The sequence below is a fragment of the Micromonospora sp. NPDC050397 genome (genome assembly GCF_044901685.1).
Classification (GTDB): domain Bacteria; phylum Actinomycetota; class Actinomycetes; order Mycobacteriales; family Micromonosporaceae; genus Micromonospora_G.
The window spans coordinates 734,498-754,343 of sequence record NZ_JBJDPS010000003.1; the positions used below are offsets into that span (position 1 = coordinate 734,498).

A 19,846-nucleotide genomic window follows, 5' to 3' on the forward strand; every position below is an offset into this window, starting at 1 on the left:
TCTTGGTCACGGCACCTCGCCGCTGCAGTCATCCCGAGGGGCGCCATCATGACCTTGACCTTGGCCGTCGTCGGGGCGGTACTCGTAGCACTCGCGATCCTCGGCGGCGGACTTCGAGTCGGCGGGGTGCACGTCGCCAATCTTTCCCGTCCTCGCATCCTCCTGCTCGCCAGCTTTGGCCTGGTCACGATGGCACTCGGGTGCTACCTGGAACTCGCCTCCACGCGTCCGCACCCTCCTGGGCCGACAAATGTTCCCGTCCAAGCTCCCGCCACCGAAGCCGTCCAGCCCCGCTGATGACCACCGAAAACAAGATCCCGACGGCCGCAGAACTCTGGGCCACACGGGAGCCCACACCATTCCACGCCACCAGCCTCTTCTTCGACATACGCGGGTCCACACACCTGCTCACCCATCTCGGTGAACAGCCGCTGGCCAGGATTCTCCAGGTCTTCTTCGGCGAGGCCATCCCCGCGACGGAGGAAGAGGGCGGGACGGTGCTGCACTTCAGCGGAGACGGGGCGCTGGTCCTCTTCACCGGAGAAAATGCCGTCGACGCCGCCGTACGTGCGGCGCTCCGCCTCATCGACATAGCCCGCCATCGAGTCACCCAAAAAATCCCACAGACCGCCGAGGGCGTGTTCGGACTACTCGGCCACGACGGCATCGACATCACCGTCGGCATAGACACGAGCCTCATATACGGCGTGGCAGTCGGCAGGGCACCGGAACCCCTCGTCTCCTGGACCGGCCGAGGCGTACACACGGCTGCCAAACTTTCCCGCCTCGCCCCTCCCGACACCATCGCCATCACTCAGGAGTCGGTCTCCGCGCGTCGAACGGTCGCACCGCCCGCCGGATCGTCACGGATGAGGTTCGAGGTCGGCGGCGAGGAACGCGTCGTGTACGTCACCTCCGCCGCGAAGCACTGACTTCTGCCAGCGTTCCGCCGCGATCTCGCCACGCCCGCCCCTGGATAAGCGACGACCCCCGTCGGGGGGAGACGGGGGTCGCCTGGGGTTCGGCTCCGGGGGGGTCGAGCCGAACCCACTCGGCGGTCACGGGGGGTGCAACCACCGAGAGCTGGCCGAGCGCACGATATGAAAGTGTGTCGTGAATACAAGCATGCCTGAGCGGACCTGTATACGTCGAGTGGCGCACCCTCCACTCACCGCAAAACCGGGACGGTACGGCGTGATCACGCTCACCATCACCGGTCGCGGAGGGTTGGAGTGTCCGGGGCCACAGTGGGCCTGGTGACCCCGCGCACCCGCCGACCATAGACCATCCGACTAGACTTGCGCGCCGTGGGCCGAAGTGCCGCTTTTTTCGATCTGGACAAGACCGTCATCGCGAAATCGAGCGCCCTGGCGTTCGGCAAGCCGTTCTACCGGGACGGGTTGATCTCGCGCAGAGACGTGGTCAAGTCCGCGTACGCGCAGCTCATGTTCCGGCTGGGCGGGATGAACGACCAGACGATGGCGCGTACCCGGGACTATCTGGCCGCGCTCTGCAAGGGCTGGCCGGTGGACCAGGTCCGCCAGATCGTCGCCGAGACGCTGCACGAGCTGATCAACCCCTACGTGTACGCCGAGGCCGCCGCGCTGATCGAGGAGCACCAGACGGCCGGGCGGGATGTGGTGCTGGTCTCCGCCTCGGGTGAGGAGATGGTCCGACCGATCGGTGAGCTGCTCGGCGTGACCGACGTGATCGCCACCCGGATGACGGTCGAGGACGGGCGCTACAGCGGCGAGGTCGAGTTCTACGCGGCCGGTCCGGCCAAGGTCAGCGGTGTCACGGAGCTGGCCGAGGCGCGCGGCTACGACCTGGCCGAGTCGTACGCGTACTCCGACTCGATCAGTGACCGGCCGCTGCTGGAGTGCGTCGGGCACCCGACGGCGGTCAACCCGGACCGGGCGCTGCGTCGACTCGCCGCCGAGAACGGCTGGCCGGTGCTGGAATTCCGGCACCCGATCCCACTCGGCCGACGGCTGCGGGAGCGCCCGGCGGTGCCGGTGGCCGCCGCCGCGCTCGGCGTCGGAGTCGGGGTCGCGATCGGCATCGCCTGGTACGGCCGACACCGCCGGACCCGCACCAGCTCCGCCCAGAAAGGCGGCTGAGACCCTCCGGGCCGGGGGTGTCGCGACGGGCCGGGGCTCGGTGGCGGAACGGCGCCGCACGCCACTCAGGCTGCGGCAAGCACCTCGTCGCCGACCAGGGTGACCTGATCGGCACCGAGTTCCACCGCCGCCGCGTAATGACGCAGCCACGACCGCACCCCGTCCGGGGTACCGGTGGCGAAGGCGCCGGCCGCGCCGACGTACTCCGGGGCCCGCTCCTGGTGGCCGACGTCGACCGCGACCAGTGCGCGCGGGTCGAAGCCGCTGGAGAGCAGGGTGAGCCGGGCGGCTGCCCTCGCCACCACCCCGGACGGGCCGGCGAACGGCCGCAGGGCCAACAGTTCGCCGTGCACCACGGCCGCGAGCACCAGCGGGGAGACCTTCGTACCGCCGGTGAGCAGTCCGGCGAGGCCGTCGAGCCGGACACCGGTCGCCGGGTCGGCCACCGGACGGCCGAGTTCCCGCTCCGGCACCACCCCCCGGGCGGCGAGTACGTGCAGCTTCGCCAGGACCTGCCGGGGTGCCCGGCCCCAGAGGTCGGCCAGACCGGGTAGTGCCCCGGCGACCCGGAGCGCTCCCTGCACCACCGGATCGGTGACGGTGCCGTCGCGTACGGCTTCGCGCTCGTGCTCGTACCCCTCGATCGCGGCGCTGGCCACCGCGGACCGGAGGCTGATCTCGGCCGCGACCTGGCCGCCGTGCCGGCGTAACGCGCGGTGCCGCAGCGCCTGGTCGACCCGCTCGCGGGCCCGGTCGACGGCCGGTCCGACATCGGCGAGGGCGAGCAGCGGGGCCAGCGGGTCGGTGGTCACGACCTCCACGCTAGCGACCCGGCCGGCAACCGGTCGCGGCAGCCGGGCCACCCCCGTCGGCCGGGTGGACCGGCCGGCGCGCCACGGCGTTCACTCGGCGTGAACCGGCCGGCGCGCGGCGGCGTTCACTCAGCGTGGACCGGCCGGCGCGCGGCGGCGTTCACTCGGCGCGTCGGACGGCCCGGCGGCCGAACCGGCGCTCGCACCACCGGCGACCCCGCCGTTAACCTCCTACCGAGACGCATCTCACGCGACCACGAGGAGCCCCACCTATGAGCGAGCAGATGAGCGAGCACCGCGCATGAGCGAGACCCTGGCGAACCTGTTGCAGGAGACGCGGGAGTTCCCGCCCCCGGCGGAGCTGGCCGCCGCCGCCAACGTCACCGCCGACGCGTACGCCGAGGCCGCCGCCGACCGGCTCGGCTTCTGGGCGGAGCAGGCCCGCCGGCTGGACTGGGCCAAGCCGTGGGACCAGGTCCTGGACTGGTCGAACCCGCCGTTCGCCAAGTGGTTCGTCGGCGGGGAGCTCAACGTCGCCTACAACTGCCTCGACCGGCACGTGGCCGCCGGACGCGGGGACAAGGTCGCCATCCACTGGGAGGGCGAGCCGGGCGACACCCGTACCCTCACCTACGCCGACCTGCACAAGCTGACCTGCCAGGCGGCCAACGCGTTGACCGACCTCGGCGTCGTCGCCGGCGACCGGGTCGCCATCTACCTGCCGATGATCCCGGAGGCCGCGGCGGCGATGCTCGCCTGCGCCCGGATCGGCGCCACCCACAGCGTGGTCTTCGGCGGCTTCTCGGCGGACGCGCTCGGCAACCGGATCCAGGATGCCAGCGCCAAGGTCGTGATCACCGCCGACGGCGGCTACCGGCGGGGCAAGCCGTCCGCGCTCAAGCCGACCGTGGACGAGGCGGTCGCCGCCTCCTCCACCATCGAACACGTGCTGGTGGTACGCCGTACCGGCCAGGAGGTGGCCTGGACGGAGAAGGACCACTGGTGGCACGAGACGGTGGAGACCGCCTCGCCGGAGCACACCGCCGTCCCGTTCGACGCCGAGCACCCGCTGTTCATCCTCTACACCAGCGGCACCACCGCCCGGCCGAAGGGCATCCTGCACACCACCGGCGGCTACCTGACCCAGGCGTCGTACACCCACCACGCGGTCTTCGACCTGAAGCCGGAGACGGACGTCTACTGGTGCACCGCCGACATCGGCTGGGTCACCGGGCACTCCTACATCGTGTACGGCCCGCTCTCCAACGGCGCCACCCAGGTCATGTACGAGGGCACCCCGGACACCCCGCACAAGGGGCGGTTCTGGGAGATCGTCGACAAGTACCAGGTGAGCATCCTCTACACCGCGCCGACGCTGATCCGCACCATGATGAAGTGGGGCGACGACATCCCCCAGGGTTACGACCTCTCCTCGCTGCGGGTGCTCGGCAGCGTCGGTGAGCCGATCAACCCCGAGGCGTGGATGTGGTACAGGGAGCACGTCGGCCGGAACAGCTCGCCGATCGTGGACACCTGGTGGCAGACCGAGACCGGCGCGATCATGATCTCGCCGCTGCCCGGGGTGACCGCCACCAAGCCGGGCAGCGCGATGTCGCCGCTGCCGGGCATCAGCGCCGACGTGGTGGACGACCAGGGGCAGTCGGTGCCGAACGGCGGCGGTGGCTACCTGGTGCTCCGCGAGCCGTGGCCGTCGATGCTGCGCACCATCTGGGGCGACGACGAGCGCTTCGTGGAGACGTACTGGTCCCGGTTCGCCGGCATGTACTTCGCCGGTGACGGTGCGAAGAAGGACGACGACGGGCACCTCTGGCTGCTCGGCCGGGTGGACGACGTCATGCTCGTCTCGGGTCACAACATCTCCACCACCGAGGTCGAGTCGGCGCTGGTGTCGCACCCGTCGGTGGCCGAGGCGGCGGTGGTCGGCGCCACCGACCCCACCACCGGGCAGGCGATCGTCGCCTTCACCATCCCGCGCGGCAACGTCGACACCTCGGGCGAGGCGGGCGAGGCGCTCATCACCGAGCTGCGCAACCACGTCGCCCGTACGCTCGGACCGATCGCCAAGCCCCGGCAGATCATGCTCGTACCGGAGTTGCCGAAGACCCGGTCCGGCAAGATCATGCGCCGGCTGCTGCGGGACGTGGCGGAGAACCGGTCACTCGGCGACGTGACCACGTTGCAGGACTCGTCGGTGATGGACCTGATCTCCTCCGGGCTTCAGTCCGGCAAGTCCGACGAGGACTGACCATCGGGTACGACCAGCGGTGGGCGCGGCTCCGTTCAGGGGTCGCGCCCACTCGTCTTTCCGGACACCGTCACCCATCCGACCGCGATCATTTCTGTCGATTCCTCTGTTCGCCGGGGAATCGGTTCGCACTGGCCGGACGGCCGATTCAGACAGTGAACATTCGGACGACCTGCCACAGCTACGGGGAGTCCGGGTAAACACACGCTTCCCCTCGGATCGACTCTCGTGACATCGGTGCATCTATCTGCAAAGGTAGTCACGATCATGAGTGACAGCTCCGGTGCTCAGCGCCGAGTTCCTGTCACATTCCACGAAGGGAGGAGGACCCTTTGAGGAGAGATGTCTCCGCAGGGATGGCGAGCGTCGCCGCCGTCGTCCTGGCGGCTGGTTTCGTTTCCGCCCCGGCGTACGGCGCTCCCCAGCCGTCGCCCACCTCGTCCGCGCGGGTCGCCGGTGCCGACCAGGACCCGACCGCCGTGCACCGCGAGGACAACCTGCCCCACCCGCTCGGCGACCAGCAGGACGCCCTGCGCCGTGAGGCGATCGCCGACCTGCTCTCCGGCAAGTCCAAGGCGCAGCAGCGCAACGGCTCCGAGGTGGTCCGGGTCAAGGGCAACCGCTGGGTCGAGGTGAAGAAGAAGCCCGCCAAGGTCGACCCGATCTTCTCCATCCTGGTGGAGTTCGGCGACCAGGTGAACCCGCTCTACGGCGGGACCGCCGGTCCCCTGCACAACCAGATCGCCCAGCCGGACCGGACCCTGGACGGCAGCGCGACCGACGACAACTCCACCATCTGGCAGGCCGACTTCAACCGGCAGAGCTACCTCGACCTGATGTACTCCACCAAGAAGGAGTCGATGGCCTCCTTCTACCTGGACCAGTCCGGTGGCAAGTACACCGTCGGCGGAGACGTCAGCGACTGGGTCAAGGTGCCGTACAACGAGGCCCGCTACGGCAGCAACAACGTGCAGGAGACCGAGGGCGAGACCTACTGGCCCTTCGTCGAGGACACCGCGCAGGCGTGGTACGACTCGCAGGTCGCCGCCGGCAAGACCAAGGCGCAGATCACCCAGTACCTCAAGCAGTTCGACCTCTGGGACCGTTACGACTACGACGGTGACGGCGACTTCAACGAGCCGGACGGCTACGTCGACCACTTCCAGGCGATCCACGCCGGTGAGGGTGAGGAGGCCGGCGGCGGTGCCCAGGGTGCCGACGCGATCTGGTCGCACCGCTGGTACGCGTACCCGACCCGGATGGGCGACACCGGCCCGTCGTACAACGAGCGGGGCGGCGTACCGCTGGGTGACTCGGGCCTCTGGATCGGTGACTACACCACCGAGCCGGAGAACGGCGGCCTCGGCGTCTTCGCCCACGAGTACGGCCACGACCTCGGCCTGCCTGACCTGTACGACATCACCAACCGCGCCGAGAACGGCACCGGCTTCTGGTCGCTGATGTCCGGCGGCTCGTGGCTGAACAAGGGCGGCGACAACATCGGCTCGATCCCCGGCTACATGGGCCCGTGGGAGAAGATGTTCCTCGGCTGGCTCGACTACGAGGTGGTCAACCAGGGCACCGGGACGAAGTACCACATCCTCGGCCCGGCCGGTGACAACAACGGGCCGCTGCCGCAGGCCGTGGTGGTGAACCTGCCGAGCAAGCGCAAGTTCATCGAGTACAACACCCCCACCTCCGGCCAGTACGAGTGGTGGAGTGGCAGCGCCGACGACCTGGACGTCAAGCTCACCCGGGACCTCGACCTGACCGGCGCCACCACCGCCTCGCTGGGCGCCAAGGGCTGGTACGACATCGAGGAGGGCTTCGACTTCCTCTTCGCCCAGGTGTCGGTCGACGGTGGACAGAACTGGGTGCAGGTCGGCGACCGGATCGACGCCAACTCCGGCGGCTGGCAGGACCTGAGCTGGGACCTGACCCCGTGGGCCGGTCAGTCGGTCAAGTTCCGGTTCCGGTACTACAGCGACGGCGGCTACCACCTGGCCGGCGCGTTCCTGGACGACATCAAGCTGGTCAAGAACGGCGCGGTGGCGTGGAGCGACGACGTCGAGTCCGGTGACAACGGCTGGACCGCGGCCGGCTGGAGCCGGTTCGGTGGCACCGTGGACGAGCAGGTGCCGAACTTCTACATCGCCGAGAACCGGCAGTACGTCGGGTACGACAAGGGGCTCAAGACCGGTCCGTACAACTTCGGTTTCAACAACACCCGACCGAAGTTCGTGGAGCGGTTCCCGTACCAGGACGGTCTGCTGATCTGGCAGGTCGACTACAGCCAGGAGGACAACAACACCTCGACCCACCCGGGTCAGGGCCTGGTCCTGCCGATCGACGCCCGCCCGGCCCCGATCGCCTGGCCGGGGACGTGCGCGGTGACGCCGTACAACCCGCAGGGGCTCTGCCTGCTGGCCAACCGGCGGCAGCCGTTCGACGCGACCTTCGGCCGGCAGAAGACCGACGCGGTCACCCTGCACCGGCTCGGGGTCCCGCTGACCGTGCCGTCGCGTCCGGCGATCCCGACGTTCGACGACTCGGACCCGAACCGCTACTGGTCCGCGGCGAACCCGACCAACTCGGTCAAGGTCGCCGGCACCGGCACGAAGATCGAGGTCGTGCTGGAGCTGGGCCTGCCGATCGGCACCAGCCTGATCAAGGTGAGCACCCCCCGGCGCTGACCTTTCACGGGTAGACAGAGGGGCCGGTGCCGCGTTCGCGGCACCGGCCCCTTCCGTATCAGTCGGTCACCGGCATCGGTGGGTCCCGGACCCTGGTGGCCGGGTTCGCGAGCCCCTAGTGGGTCACCCGGAGCCAGCCGTACTCGTGCCCGCAGGGCGGTCCGGCGGCGATGCCCAGCCGCAGCTCGTCCAGGTCCAGCAGGACCGAGTAGACCGTCTCGGAGCGGTCCGCGACCACGTCCCGCTCGTCCACATGCCGGCAGATGGCGTGTGGGAAGCTCGCGTGGTCGCCGAAGAGGTCCGCCAGGTCCCCCTCGGTCACCTTCCGGGCCTGCGCGGCCGGGGCGAGCAGTCGCCGGGCGCGGGCCGAGCGGAACATCGACGAGCCGCCGAAGTCCTTCATCGTGTCGTGCACCGGCAGCCCGGACTCCAGGTGGTTGGCGTGCGTCAGCAGGCCGTCGACCGGATGCAGCCAGCCCGCGTCGCCGGGTACGAGCTCCAGGTCGATCAGCTCGCCACCCGCCTCGCCGGCCTGTCCGAGCAACAGGTTGATGGAGCTGTTCCGGCTCCCCCGGATGGCCGCCTTCAGCGCCAGGGCCAGGGTGTCCGCCTCCAACGCGGCCCGCAACAGCACGTGGTACGGCACCCCGGGCGGCGTACCGTCGCGTGGTAGTCCGTCCCGGTCGCAGCCGAGCATGTTGACGCAGACGCCCACCCCGGCCGAGTTGAGCCCGGTCTTGGCGAGCATGCCCGCCTCGGTCAGGGCGAGCACGGTGAGGCCCCGCTCGTCCTTGGTGGCGAGCAGCACCATCGCCTCACGCTGGTCCGGGTGCCAGTCCCAGTTCTGCCCGAGCAGCAGGTTGCCACTTGCCGTGTGGGTGCCGAGTACGCCGGCCGTGGTGCAGCCGCCGTCCCGACCACCTGGTTCGCTACCGATCGGTGCCGGGCCGGCCGCATCGCCGTTCGGTGCCGGCGCGGTGGTGCCGCCGGTCGGTGCCGGCGCGGTGGTGCCGTAGATCAGTTCGGTCCGGGCGTTGAGCGCGTAGATCTCGCCCACCCCGACCCCCGCGCCCTCGGCCACCCCGTCGAGCATCTGGGCCACCCGAGGGTGGTGCGTGACGGTGGTACGACGGAACGCCTCCCCGGCGGTCCGCACCGCAGCCGGGTCCAGCCCCGCCTCGAGCCGGAACCGACGCAGGTAGAGGTCGAGGTTGGCGGCGATGAGCGGACGGGCCGCCACGCCGTAGTCGAACCCGCAACGCTCGGGTGTGCCCTGCACCCGGATCACCGGCACCGGCAGGTGGGCGAAGGTGCCATCGTCGGCGGAAATCATGCCCCGCACCATATCCGTACCGATCAAAGAGATTCACCGGAAAATCCTCGGCCGTTTCCGTGACATCCCCGACGATCCCCTGAACTCTGCCGCCGTACGGGACGCCGGTGCTGGTCCGGGGCCTAGGCTGTGCCACATGAGCGATCAGCGAGGCGGTGGCCGGGGTCCGGGGGTCGACGAATCCCGTGTGCTGGTGGACGGCCCCTGGACGCACCGCTTCGTCGGCGCCAACGGCAGCCGGTTCCACGTGGTCGAGGCCGGCAGCGGCCCGCTGGTGCTCTTCCTGCACGGCTTCCCGGAGTTCTGGTGGGCCTGGCACGAGATGCTGCCCGCCGTGGCGGACGCCGGCTACCGGGCGGTCGCGGTGGACATGCGCGGTTACGGCGCGAGCGACAAGCCACCCCGGGGGTACGACGGCTACACCCTCGCGGCCGACGTCGCCGGCCTGATCCGGGCCCTCGGTGAGCGTTCCGCCGTCCTGGTCGGTTCCGGTTTCGGTGGCATGGTCGGCTGGACCACCGCCGCGTTCCACCCGAGCCTGGTCCGTCGCCTCGTGGTGCTGGGCGCACCGCACCCGCTCCGGTTGCGGACCGCCGTCTTCGCCGACCCGCGTGGCCAGTTCCTCGCCGCCACGCCCACCCTCAAGTTCCAGCTCCCCCGCTACGAACACGTCCTGACCAGGGACAACGCCGCGATGGTCGGCGACTTCCTGCGTCGCTGGGGCGGCGAGCGGTGGGTGAACGGTGACTCGTTCGAGGCGTACGCCGACCGGTGCCGCGAGGCGATGCGGATCCCGCAGGCGTCGTTCTGCGCGCTGGAGGGTTACCGCTGGGCGTTCCGTTCGGTGCTCCGGCTACAGGGCTACCGGTTCGTCAAACTGATGCAGAAACCGCTGGTCACGCCGACTCTCCAGTTGCACGGCGCGGAGGACCGGGGGGTTCTTCCGCGCACCGCACAGGGCTCCGGCCGGTACGTCACCGCCCCGTACGAGTGGCGTCTGCTCGACGGGGTGGGCCACTTCCCGCACCTGGAGGCGCCCGATCTGGTGCTCGGCGAGATCCTCCGCTGGGCGAAGTCCTGACCGGCGCCCAGCGTCCCCGTGGACTTCGTGATCACGAAGAGTTCGGCCGGCTATGGCGAGCCAAACTCTTCGGGATCATTGACGGGGACCGTAGAGCAGGTCGTGATACTGCGGTGAGGTGAGGAAGCGACGCATGACCAGGTCGACGTTGGGGGTCATCGGGCGATCGAGGATCTCGTGCGGGGCGAGGAAGACCATCGCCGCGCCCTCGCCGCAAACCACCTGGTCCTGGGTCGCGCTGGTCGAGGCATAGTAGACGTGCCAGTGGATGTGGTCGTTGCGATCGCTCGAGAACAGGTCCAGCGTGCCGTCGACCCGCAGCCCGGTCTCCTCCAGCAGCTCCCGTCTGGCCGCCTGCTCGGGCGTCTCGCCGGGCTCGACCTGCCCACCGGGAATGCCCCAGAGGTTCGGGTGGGTTGGCGCGAACTCGTCGCGGAGCTGCATCAGCAGCCAGCCGGAGCCGTCGACCAGCAGCACCCCGGCGACGTTGCGCACCTGGTCGGACATGGTCAGGCCCGCTGTTCGCGCAGGTCGGTGACCTCGGCGGCGAGTGCCCAACCCTGGTAGACCCCGAAGTCGAAGGCTTCCAGCCCCATCGCCTCGGCGACCGGCCAGCGCCCACCGGTGTACTCCACCCGCAGCCAACTGTCGTGCTCGGCCAGCACGACAAACGGCTCGCCCTTCCAGCGGCAGGTGGTACGCACGTACGCCAGCTCCTCGACCTCGGCGGCCGGCACCACCCGGACGAACCGGCCCGGGCGTATCTCGGTGAAACCCTCGGCGGGGCGGGTCTGGTAGAGCCGGACCTCGTCCTGGTCGGGGCTGACGTCGTACTCCGCGCCGCGCCAGTTGGCGACGTAACCGTCTCGCATCACGGCGTCTCTTTCCGCTGCCAGCTCGGCGCGTCCGCGTCGAAGGTGGCGATCAGCGACTCGCTGCCGTCCGAGCCGATCCGCCACAGCTCGGCGCCGTGCGGCAACCGGGCGCTGTCCACCTTGAACTCCGCGACCACGTCGCTGCTCTCGCCGGGGGCGAAGCCGTTGCCCCGGAACGGTGGCCGCTCGATCACCCAGCCCTCCATCGCCCGCATCGCGGCCTCGTTCTGGCCGCCGTACGGAATCCGGTAGAGGCTCGGCCGGTACGCCGGCCAGCGCAGCAGGTAGATCTCGTCGGCGTCCCGGGCGAAGGGCGAGTTGGCCCAGCCGAGGCCGAGTGCGGCGTAGAGCTTGGCCGGGGTGTTCAGGTGCGCCACCTCCGGTGCCCGGTGGACGAAGCCGGAGACCCGGTCGTAGCCCCGTTCCAGGTAGTAGATGACCTGGCTGGGCGCGATCGTCTTCTGCATCATCGTCGGCCGCCCCGGGTCCTCGCGGGCCGGAGCGTACGTCGAGCGGGTCGTCTCCTCGACCGTCGGCGAATCGACCTGCTCGATCGGACCGGTGTCGTCGCCGAGCCCCACCTCGGCCGCCCAGTTGGCCAACGCCACGATCTGGGAGCCGGGAAGCTTCGCCCCGACCGGGGTGCCGGGGTTCACCGCGAAGGACCACTCGGTCTCCGGCCACTTGCGGATCACCTGGACGAACTTCACGCTGACCGTCTCGGTGGACGTGGTCAGGTGGTCGGCCAGCCGCTCCGGGGAGGTGAACACCACCACGTACGTCTCGCCGTCCATCCGCTCGGTGTTCCAGACAAATCCCTCGTCACCGGGTCGGGTCCCCGGCAGCGCCGACCCGGAGACCGGCAGCAGCACCCGGGCCAGCAACAGGGTGGAGAGGAAGGTGTCGGTGCTGCCGTCACCGGCCGCCGCGAGCAGGCTCCGCTCGACGTCGTTGGCGGGCACGAAGTCGGGCGGCAACGGCCCCGGCGCGCCGACCGGCGCCGACCCCGCCGGAACAACCTCGGGGTACGCGTCGGTATCCGACAAACCCTCCGGGTAGGCGGTCCCGAGCGGGGTGAAGGCCGACTGCTCCGGCACCGGCCCGCCCGCGACCGAGCCGGGCTGGGCCTCGAACGGAGCAGGCTGGGCCTCGAACGGGGCGGGCTGGGCCTCGAACGGGGCGGGCGAGGTGTCGAACGGGGTGTGCTGGGCCTCGGGGAGGGCGGGCGAGGTGTCGAACGGGGCGACGGCCGGCTCGGTCGCGGCGGGCACCGGCTGCGTCGGCACGTGCACGGGCTCGGCCGAGGCGTAGTCGGGTCCGGGTGGTGCGTACCCGGGCTCGGCCGAGGCGTACCCGGGTCCGGGTGGTGCGTACCCGGGCTCGGCCGAGGCGTAGTCGGGGCCGGTCGGGGCGTAGTCGGGCTCGGTCGGGGCGTAGTCGGCGAAGGCCGGGTCGACCGGGGCCAGTTCGGTGGGGCCGGGGTCGGCGGCACCGTACGGCGCTGGCGACAACGGGACCGACGGCGAAGTGGGGGGCAGCGGCGGCGCGGTGGCGGGCAGCGGCGGTTCGGCCGGCACCCGGTCGCGTACGGATGGCCTCGGCATGGCCATGGTCAGATCGGCCGCCGGGCCGGGCGGCGGCATCGCCATGGTCTGCTCGGCATCGGGTATCGGCGTCGCCGCGGCCAGCCACGGGGTGGGCGCGGGCGGGACCGGTCGCTCGGTCGGCTTCGCCGCTGGCGCCTGCCAGCCCGAGGGCTCCCGGGTCGCGCCGAGGACAGGAGCAGCGGGGCCGGGAGCAGCGGGGCCGGGAGCAGCGGGGCCGGGAGCGCCAGGGCCGGTGCGCGACGAGCGCGGCACGGAGGTGAAGAAGTTCATCGGGGCGTCGGCGCCACGGCCGTTGCCCGGGTGGTGCTGTTCGGGCACGACGGCGCCGGACTGTCCCGGCGGCGGGGCGAACGGAGGGTGGCCGCCGGGCGGGGTGGTGGGCGGGTGGCCGGCGGGCGGCTGCGCGTACGAACCGTCGGGGCGCGGTCCGGCACCCGGGTAGCCACCGTTGGCGGCGGGGTTGTCGGCCGAGGGCATCGCCGACGGTCGGGTCGGGAGGGGTTGCTGCGTCGCCGGGTGTGGCTCCCCGGCCGACTCGGGTGCCTGGGGATGCTGAGCCGGTACGGCGGCGGTGGCCCGCGCGCGGGCGGCGCTCTCGGCCCGCTCCAGCCGGGCACGGGCGCCGATGGTGCGCCCCGGCAGGCGTACGTCGCCCCGGGCGAGTTGGGAGACGAACCAGGCGGGCAGGTATCCCTCGACCGGCAGCCCCGGGTTGACCGCGAGCCACCACTCCAGGTTCGGCCAGTTGCCGGCCAACTCGTGGTAGCCCGTCCGGCGGGTCGGACCGGCGCTGTCACCGAGACAGGCGCGCAGCGCGTTCACGGAGGTGAAGGCCAGGACGTGGGTCCGTCCGTTGGTGGTCCACGTGCCCCAGCCCATCGGCGCGTGCCCGGCGAGCGCGTCGGCGGAGATCGGCAGCAGCAGTTCGGTGCGGGCCAGGATCCGAAAATAACGTTCCTGGTCATTCGCGCGTAGCGCGTCCCGCATAGCCCCCTCGGCCTCGGTGGCCGGCTCCCATTCCGTCACGGCCACCTTCCTTTCCACGAAGAGGCCACAGGCATCGCGTACAACCTACAAGGTTGGCACGAGATCACGCTGTCAGCCCGGCGGTGGGTGCCGTGCGTAGTGACACACCGATAGCATCCGGTCGCGAACCCGACACACATTCGGAGGCGGACCATGCCGGGCCGGAGATTAGGTCTCGCCCTCAGCTGTGCCGTACTGGCCACCGTCGTGCTCCCCGCCGGCCCGGCCCGGGCGACGGCGGTCGGCCGGCTCGCCGCGCCCGAGTGCGAGACCCGTGCCACTCCCGGCACGTTTGTCGCCGAGGAGCCCTGGGCACAGCGACGTTACCTTCCGGACCGGCTGGCCCCGCTGGCCACCGGCGCGGGGATCACGGTCGCGGTGATCGACTCCGGGGTCGACGCCGAGCACCCCCAGTTGCGGGGCCGGGTGGCCGACGGCACGGACCTGCTCGACCGGGGCGGGGACGGCACCGACGACTGCGTCTACCACGGCACGGCGGTGGCGAGCATCATCGCCGCGACGCCCCGGACCGGCGCCCGGTTCCAGGGGCTGGCCCCACAGGCCAGAATCCTGCCGGTACGGATCAGCGAGCAGCAGGACGTCGGCGGCGAGCAGCAGGGCCGTACGGTCTCCGAGGCCGGTTTCGCCCAGGCCATCCGCTGGGCCGTCGACCACGACGCGGACGTGCTCAACCTCTCCGTCGTGCTCTACCAGGACAACCGGGCGGTCCGCGAGGCGGTCGCCTACGCCGTGCAACGGAACGTGGTGGTGGTCGCGGCGGCCGGCAACCGGCACGCCAACGGCAACCCGCGCCCCTATCCGGCCTCGTACGACGGGGTGCTCGGGGTGGGCGCGATCGACGAGAACGGGGTACGCGCCTCGTTCTCCCAGACCGGCCCCTGGGTGGATCTTGTCGCTCCCGGGGTCGGGGTGCTGGCCGCCACCGCCGGTCCCGGACACAGCCGACACGACGGGACCAGTTACGCCGCACCCTTCGTCGCCGCCACCGCCGCCCTGCTGCGGCAGTACCAGCCGAAGCTGCCCGCCGCCGAGGTGGCCGCCCGGATCGTCGCCAGCACCGACCCGGCCCCGGACGGCGAGGGCAGTGACGCGTACGGCAGCGGCGTGCTCAACCCGTACCGTGTGCTCACCGACACCGGCCCCGCCGGTGCGGCGCCGAGCGCCGCGGCGCTGCCGACCGAGCAGGCGGACCCGGTGGCCGCGGCCCGGCAGCTCCGGCGTGACCGGGCCGGCGAGCGCTCGCTCTGGGTGGCCGGGGTGGCCGGCGGGCTGGCCGCGCTGGCGCTGCTCCTGGCGGTGGTGCTGCCCCGGGGCGCGCGGCGGGGTTGGCAGCCGGCCGGGCCGGCGTAGCGACGCCGGCCGGACCGCCAATCCGGCACACCCCTACTGGAAGAGGCTGGTGTTGCGCCGCTCGGTGTTCTGGTAGTCGGCCGCGGAGTCGTCGACGGCGACCTTGATGTCACGGAGCATGTTCTTCAGGTCGAGCGAGGCTGCGCGCCAGCTCGCCTGACGCTGCTCGTACGCCTCCTTCGCCTCGCCGCTCCAGGTGGCGACCAGTGGCGCGGCGTCGCGCTCCAACTGGCCGAGCTGCGAGTCGAGCGTGTTCAGCGCCCGCTGGATGTCCGCGCCGGCCTGCTGCAACGCGGTGAAACTGACGACAAGCACGCCATCGTTCATCGGTTTCGCCCTCCCCCGGGATTCAGAGCGGCAGTTGGATGCCGCGGTTGGTGTTGGCGACCCGGCTGGCCGCCTCGCTGTCGGACGCGTCGTAGTGCTGGCCGGAGGTGCGGATCGCACCGGCGGTTTCGATCAGGGCCCGGCCGAGCTTCGCCTGGTCGGCCGCCCACTGCTGCTTGACCTGCTCGAACGAACGGCCACCCGCGCCCCGCCACGCCTGCTGGAGGCCCTCCAGCTCACGCATCAGGCTGCTGAGCATCGACTGCAACGACTGGTCGACGTCTTCGAACTTCTTCGCGGTCTGTTGCATCACCGCGGCTTCTGCCTGCGTCTGGGACACCCCGGACGTCACCCCGCTTCCTCGATCGTCACGACGACGGCGACCACTGTGGACGCCGTGGTTGATCAGGAGGCCCGCCCGGCGCGACAGCCACGGCGGACGGCGAACTCCGTCGCTGACCGTAGCGGGCCGAGCCCACGCCCGGTAGCCCCTGCCCGCGCCCTGTGGACAACCGCTTCCTGTCGGGACACTCAGTCCTGGGTGGCCGGTGAGCGCGCGGCAGCCGGATCGAGCGCCTTGCCCGCCGGCACCAGGGCCACCAGGTTCGCCGGCAGTCGCACCGGCTTGGCGCTGCCGTAACCGAGCATGCCGAGCACGTCCGGGCCGGTCACCGCGTGGCGCCGGCCGAGATCGGTGACAACGGATATCGCGCCGCCGCCGAGCCCCGGTGCCGCCGACGCCTCCACCACCGCGCCCCGGCCCGGCTCGACCAGGATGTGGTCGGCGAGCGCCGTGCCCTGGGCGGACCGGGCGGCGGTACGGGCGGCGTCGGTCAGGTCCGGCAGCCGCGCCCCGACCAGCACCCGCTGTACGCCGCTGTCGTCGCTGGTCTGGCCGCAGATCCGGCCACCGTCGGCGGCGACCAGCTTCGGTTGGTTCGCCGGTGGCGCCCCCGGGTCGTCGGAGATCAGCGAGTCCACCTTCGGCACCCGGGAGTACTCGCCCTGGGACATCGGGGTCGGGTCGTCCTGCCCCTCGGCGGTCAGGATCAGGCTCGCCTGCACCTGCGTGATGCCGGCCAGGCCGTCCCGCCTGGCCACCGCGTACTGTCGGCCGCCGCCCTGGCTCTCCACCACGAAGACCTCACCGACCCGGGCCCCGTCCACCTCCGCCGACTGCCGACCCCGGTCGGGGATCGGCACCCGCGCCAGGTCGGTCCCGGCGGGCAGCGCGTTGAGCAGTGCCGGCGCCACCGGCACCGGACGCTCGTTGTTCCAGGTGAGGGCCGAGAGCACCAGACCGGTGTCGCGGATCAGGTGCCGGCGGTTGTGCCAGACCAGGTACAGCCCGCCGTCCGGGTGCCGGACCAGCAGGCCGTCGTCGCCCAGCGGTGTGCCGCCGTCGACGTCGGAGCCGACCAGCAGCACCGATCGTGGCGCCTGGGCACCGTCCACGGTGAGCAGGGTCGAGCAGACCGTCCACGCCGAGGTGGAGAGCCGGTTCGCGGCCGGCAGCGAGTCCGGGGCGCCACTGATGCCGAGGGTGTTGCCACGCGGCACCCCCTCGATCGACTTACGCGACACGAGCACCGTCTTCGGCTGGGCGCCACCGACGATCAGCAGCGCCGACGCGTAGTTGAGCACCAGGTGCAGCTTGTCGTCGCGGAAGACGTACCGGGCGCCGGACTCCTTCTCGACGATCACCGCCGCCGGGTCGCGCCAGCTCTTGCCGCCGCCGCCCACGATCGCGCCGTAGACCCCGACGCCGCCGAGCGCGATCGCGGCGATCAGCACGCTGGCCAGGGTCGCCCCGGCCGCCCGCCGGAACGGTGACTGCGCCGGGTCGGTCTCCCGCATCACCAGTGCGGCCACGACACGTTGGACCATGAACTGGTAAGAGTGCAACTGGTCCTGCCGAGACGGCATACGGGCCCCTCCCCGGAGTGTCCGGCCCATACGATAGGCCCCTCGGCGAGTCGCGGGGGGACGCCCGTGGGCGGCCCACGTACGGGAGGCTATCGCGGTGACAGTGGGTGTGGCGGCTGACGTGGCCCGTACCAGCGGGTCGAACCGGACCGGCCCGAGCACCGACCCCGGTCCGGGTTTCGCCAGCACGCCCGGACAGGTCCGCCGCGCCCGCTCCGGGGTCCGGGCCGGGCAGGTGGTGGCCGTCCAGGTCGCGCTCGCGTTGCTGCTCGCCGCCGGTGGGCGCGGCCCGCTGGCGCTCACCGCAGCCATCCTCTGCGCCGTCCTGCTGGTGCTGACCGCCTGGCTCCGGCTGCGCCGCCGCTGGCTGTTCGAGTGGATCGGGGTCGGCACCCGTTACCTGCTGCGCCGGCACACCCTTCCGCCGGACGCGGAGCCGGCCGCCCTGCTCGACCTGCTCGTGCCGGGCGCGCGGGTGGTCGCGGCGGAACTGGACGGTGACACGGCCGCGGTGGTCAGCGACGGGTACGGGCTGACCGCCGTACTCGAACTCGGTGATCCGACCGGGCTGCTCGCCGACACGTCCCAACCGCTCCCCGGCCCGGCGAGCCTGCTGCCGGCGGCCACCGCCCAGACTCCGCCGATCCGGATCCAACTCGTCCTGACCGGCGCGCCGGCCCCGACCCTGAGCGCCGGTGGTGGCACCCCGGCGACCTCGTACCGGCAGCTCACCGACGGGCGGCTGCTCGGCCACGAGCGCGCGCTGCTGGCGGTCCGGGTGTTGCGCGCCGAGGGCTGGTCCGAGTCGGACCTGCGCCGGGCACTTTCCAGCACCGTCCGCAAGGTACGCAAGCGGCTCGGCCCGGTCCCGGCCCGCCCGCTGGGTGACCGCGCCACGCTCGGCGTACTCGGGGAACTGGCCCACCACGACGGCGCGCAACCGGCCCGGGAGAGCTGGCCGGCGGTGCGGCTGGGCGGGTTGTCGCAGACCGTCTTCCGGCTGCGCCGCTGGCCCGACCCGCGCTCGGAGAGCGCCCGGCGACTGGTGCCCCGACTGCTCGCGCTGCCGGCCTCGGCGACCACGGTCTCGGTCAGCGCCGGGCCGAGGCTCGGCGCGGCGGACCCGGTCCCGGTGGATCTCACCGTACGGTTGGCCGCCGAGCACCCGGCCGCGCTCTCCACCGCCATCCAGGCGCTGCGCCGCCTCCTCTCCGCCGAGAACGCCACCGGGCGGCGGCTGGACGGCGAGCAACTCGACGGGCTCGGCGCCACCCTCCCACTCGGTACGGCCACCCCGCCGCCCGACGGCCGGTCACCCGAGGCGATGGCGGACCTGCTCGACCTGCCGTTCGGCAGCGCCGGGCTGATGATCGGCGCGAACCGGCACGGCTCGGCGGTCACCGTACGGCTCTTCCGGGCCGAGGCGACCCGGGTGCTGCTGATCGGGGGCGTGCCGGCCGCGCAACTCGTCGCGCTGCGGGCGATGGCACTCGGCGCCCGGGTGGTGGTGCAGACCGCCCGCCCCCGGGCGTGGGAGCCGTTCGTACGGGCGGTGAGCACACCGGGCGAGAGCGTCGCGCTCATCCCGCCGGGTCGCCCGGTCGCCGGACCGCCGGGGAGCCCACTGCATCCGCTGCTGGTCGTCGTCGACGTCGGGGCGGTCAACGCCGACGCCCAACCCGGACCGGGTTGGCAGGCCAACCTGGTGGTCCGGGACGGGCTCACCCCGGCCGACTCCGACGCGGTCTCCCGCGCCGACCTGGTGATCCTGCAACCGTTGCGGCCGGACGAGGCGACGCTGGCCGGGGTCGCGCTCGGGCTCGGCGACTCGGCGGAGTGGTTGACCCGGATCCGGGGCGACATGATCGGGGTGGTGAGCCGCCGGGTGCTGCGCTGGGCGCTGCTCTCGGCCACCCCGATCGAGGTCCAGTTGATCGGCCCGCCGACCCGGGGCTGACCACCGCTGGACCGATCGTGGCACCATCGCCGGCATGGATTTCCTGACCGGCCTGCTGTTGCGACTCGCCACCACCGCGCTCGCGTTCTGGCTGGCGACCCTCTTCATCCCGGGCATCACCCTGGGTACGGACTCGGTCGGCGAGGCGGTGCTCACCCTGCTCCTGGTGGCGGTGATCTTCGGGGTGGTGAACGGGGTCCTGCAACCCGTCATCAAGACCCTCGGCTGCGGCTTCTACCTGCTCACCCTCGGGCTCATCGCGATCGTGGTGAACGGGCTGCTGTTCCAGTTCACGAGCTGGATCGCCGGTCAGTTCGACCTGCCGTTCGCGGTGGACGGCTTCTGGCCGGCGGCCGTACTCGGCGCGCTCTTCGTGAGTGTCTTCACCTGGGTGCTCGGTATGGTCACCAACCGGGACTGATCCGTCGGGTCGACAAGGCCGGTGACGCCGG

General features: G+C 71.7%; 17 protein-coding genes. 9 read left to right on the forward strand and 8 right to left on the reverse strand.

Features of this window, described 5'->3' with window-relative positions; all coding sequences use genetic code 11:
* The first annotated feature begins 48 nt into the window (after window positions 1–48).
* From ACI2K4_RS14270 to ACI2K4_RS14280, 3 genes are all read left to right on the forward strand, one after another.
* Entirely contained in the window at window positions 49–297 is a 249-nt protein-coding gene (locus tag ACI2K4_RS14270) for a hypothetical protein (protein ID WP_404511227.1), read from the forward strand.
* Window positions 297–932, forward strand: coding sequence for an adenylate/guanylate cyclase domain-containing protein (locus ACI2K4_RS14275; protein WP_404511229.1), 636 nt, complete (start codon window positions 297–299; stop codon window positions 930–932). Before ACI2K4_RS14270 ends, ACI2K4_RS14275 begins: the two co-directional genes overlap by 1 nt.
* Window positions 933–1,307: 375 nt before the next feature.
* Window positions 1,308–2,120 (forward strand): HAD family hydrolase, encoded by an 813-nt coding sequence (locus tag ACI2K4_RS14280; protein WP_404511231.1) that lies wholly within the window; start codon window positions 1,308–1,310, stop codon window positions 2,118–2,120.
* 65 nt (window positions 2,121–2,185) lie between these two features.
* On the opposite strand, the gene ACI2K4_RS14285 is transcribed toward ACI2K4_RS14280, so the two are convergent.
* Window positions 2,186–2,932: an oxidoreductase gene (locus ACI2K4_RS14285; protein ID WP_404511233.1), complete on the reverse strand. Its 747-nt coding sequence runs from the start codon at window positions 2,930–2,932 to the stop codon at window positions 2,186–2,188.
* Window positions 2,933–3,233: 301 nt separating this feature from the next.
* On the opposite strand from ACI2K4_RS14285, the gene acs reads away from it, so the two are divergent.
* Window positions 3,234–5,198, forward strand: a complete 1,965-nt coding sequence (gene acs / locus ACI2K4_RS14290) for an acetate--CoA ligase (RefSeq protein ID WP_404511235.1) — start codon at window positions 3,234–3,236, stop codon at window positions 5,196–5,198.
* 332 nt (window positions 5,199–5,530) lie between these two features.
* Window positions 5,531–7,891 carry an immune inhibitor A domain-containing protein gene (locus ACI2K4_RS14295; RefSeq protein WP_404511237.1) on the forward strand — a complete coding sequence of 787 codons (2,361 nt, stop codon included), beginning with the start codon at window positions 5,531–5,533 and terminating at the stop codon, window positions 7,889–7,891.
* A 115-nt stretch (window positions 7,892–8,006) separates the two neighbouring features.
* Here ACI2K4_RS14295 and ACI2K4_RS14300 read toward each other — a convergent pair whose 3' ends face one another.
* Window positions 8,007–9,224: a C45 family autoproteolytic acyltransferase/hydolase gene (locus ACI2K4_RS14300; RefSeq protein ID WP_404511239.1), complete on the reverse strand. Its 1,218-nt coding sequence runs from the start codon at window positions 9,222–9,224 to the stop codon at window positions 8,007–8,009.
* Between the two features lie 136 nt (window positions 9,225–9,360).
* Between ACI2K4_RS14300 and ACI2K4_RS14305 the strand changes: the two genes are divergently transcribed.
* Window positions 9,361–10,305 (forward strand): alpha/beta fold hydrolase, encoded by a 945-nt coding sequence (locus ACI2K4_RS14305; protein WP_404511241.1) that lies wholly within the window; start codon window positions 9,361–9,363, stop codon window positions 10,303–10,305.
* Window positions 10,306–10,380: 75 nt separating this feature from the next.
* Here ACI2K4_RS14305 and ACI2K4_RS14310 read toward each other — a convergent pair whose 3' ends face one another.
* The 3 genes from ACI2K4_RS14310 to ACI2K4_RS14320 are packed head-to-tail and all read right to left on the reverse strand — an operon-like array spanning window position 10,381 to window position 13,813.
* On the reverse strand, window positions 10,381–10,812 hold the full coding sequence (locus ACI2K4_RS14310; RefSeq protein WP_404511243.1) for an NUDIX hydrolase: 432 nt from the start codon (window positions 10,810–10,812) through the stop codon (window positions 10,381–10,383).
* 2 nt (window positions 10,813–10,814) lie between these two features.
* Window positions 10,815–11,180, reverse strand: a complete 366-nt coding sequence (locus ACI2K4_RS14315; RefSeq protein WP_404511245.1) for a hypothetical protein — start codon at window positions 11,178–11,180, stop codon at window positions 10,815–10,817.
* Complete coding sequence (locus ACI2K4_RS14320) at window positions 11,177–13,813, reverse strand: SseB family protein (protein ID WP_404511247.1); 2,637 nt, start codon at window positions 13,811–13,813, stop codon at window positions 11,177–11,179. Before ACI2K4_RS14320 ends, ACI2K4_RS14315 begins: the two co-directional genes overlap by 4 nt.
* A gap of 153 nt (window positions 13,814–13,966) precedes the next feature.
* Between ACI2K4_RS14320 and mycP the strand changes: the two genes are divergently transcribed.
* Window positions 13,967–15,184, forward strand: a complete 1,218-nt coding sequence (gene mycP / locus ACI2K4_RS14325) for a type VII secretion-associated serine protease mycosin (RefSeq protein ID WP_404511249.1) — start codon at window positions 13,967–13,969, stop codon at window positions 15,182–15,184.
* A gap of 33 nt (window positions 15,185–15,217) precedes the next feature.
* Here mycP and ACI2K4_RS14330 read toward each other — a convergent pair whose 3' ends face one another.
* The 3 genes from ACI2K4_RS14330 to eccB form a co-directional block, all read right to left on the reverse strand.
* On the reverse strand, window positions 15,218–15,511 hold the full coding sequence (locus ACI2K4_RS14330) for a WXG100 family type VII secretion target (RefSeq protein ID WP_404511251.1): 294 nt from the start codon (window positions 15,509–15,511) through the stop codon (window positions 15,218–15,220).
* 22 nt (window positions 15,512–15,533) lie between these two features.
* Entirely contained in the window at window positions 15,534–15,851 is a 318-nt protein-coding gene (locus tag ACI2K4_RS14335; RefSeq protein WP_404511253.1) for a WXG100 family type VII secretion target, read from the reverse strand.
* A 191-nt stretch (window positions 15,852–16,042) separates the two neighbouring features.
* Window positions 16,043–17,437, reverse strand: coding sequence for a type VII secretion protein EccB (eccB, locus tag ACI2K4_RS14340; RefSeq protein ID WP_404511255.1), 1,395 nt, complete (start codon window positions 17,435–17,437; stop codon window positions 16,043–16,045).
* Between the two features lie 97 nt (window positions 17,438–17,534).
* Here eccB and eccE point away from each other — a divergent pair, with 97 nt between their 5' ends.
* On the forward strand, window positions 17,535–19,394 hold the full coding sequence (gene eccE / locus ACI2K4_RS14345; RefSeq protein WP_404511257.1) for a type VII secretion protein EccE: 1,860 nt from the start codon (window positions 17,535–17,537) through the stop codon (window positions 19,392–19,394).
* 34 nt (window positions 19,395–19,428) lie between these two features.
* On the forward strand, window positions 19,429–19,815 hold the full coding sequence (locus ACI2K4_RS14350; protein ID WP_404511259.1) for a phage holin family protein: 387 nt from the start codon (window positions 19,429–19,431) through the stop codon (window positions 19,813–19,815).
* Window positions 19,816–19,846 lie beyond the last annotated feature (31 nt).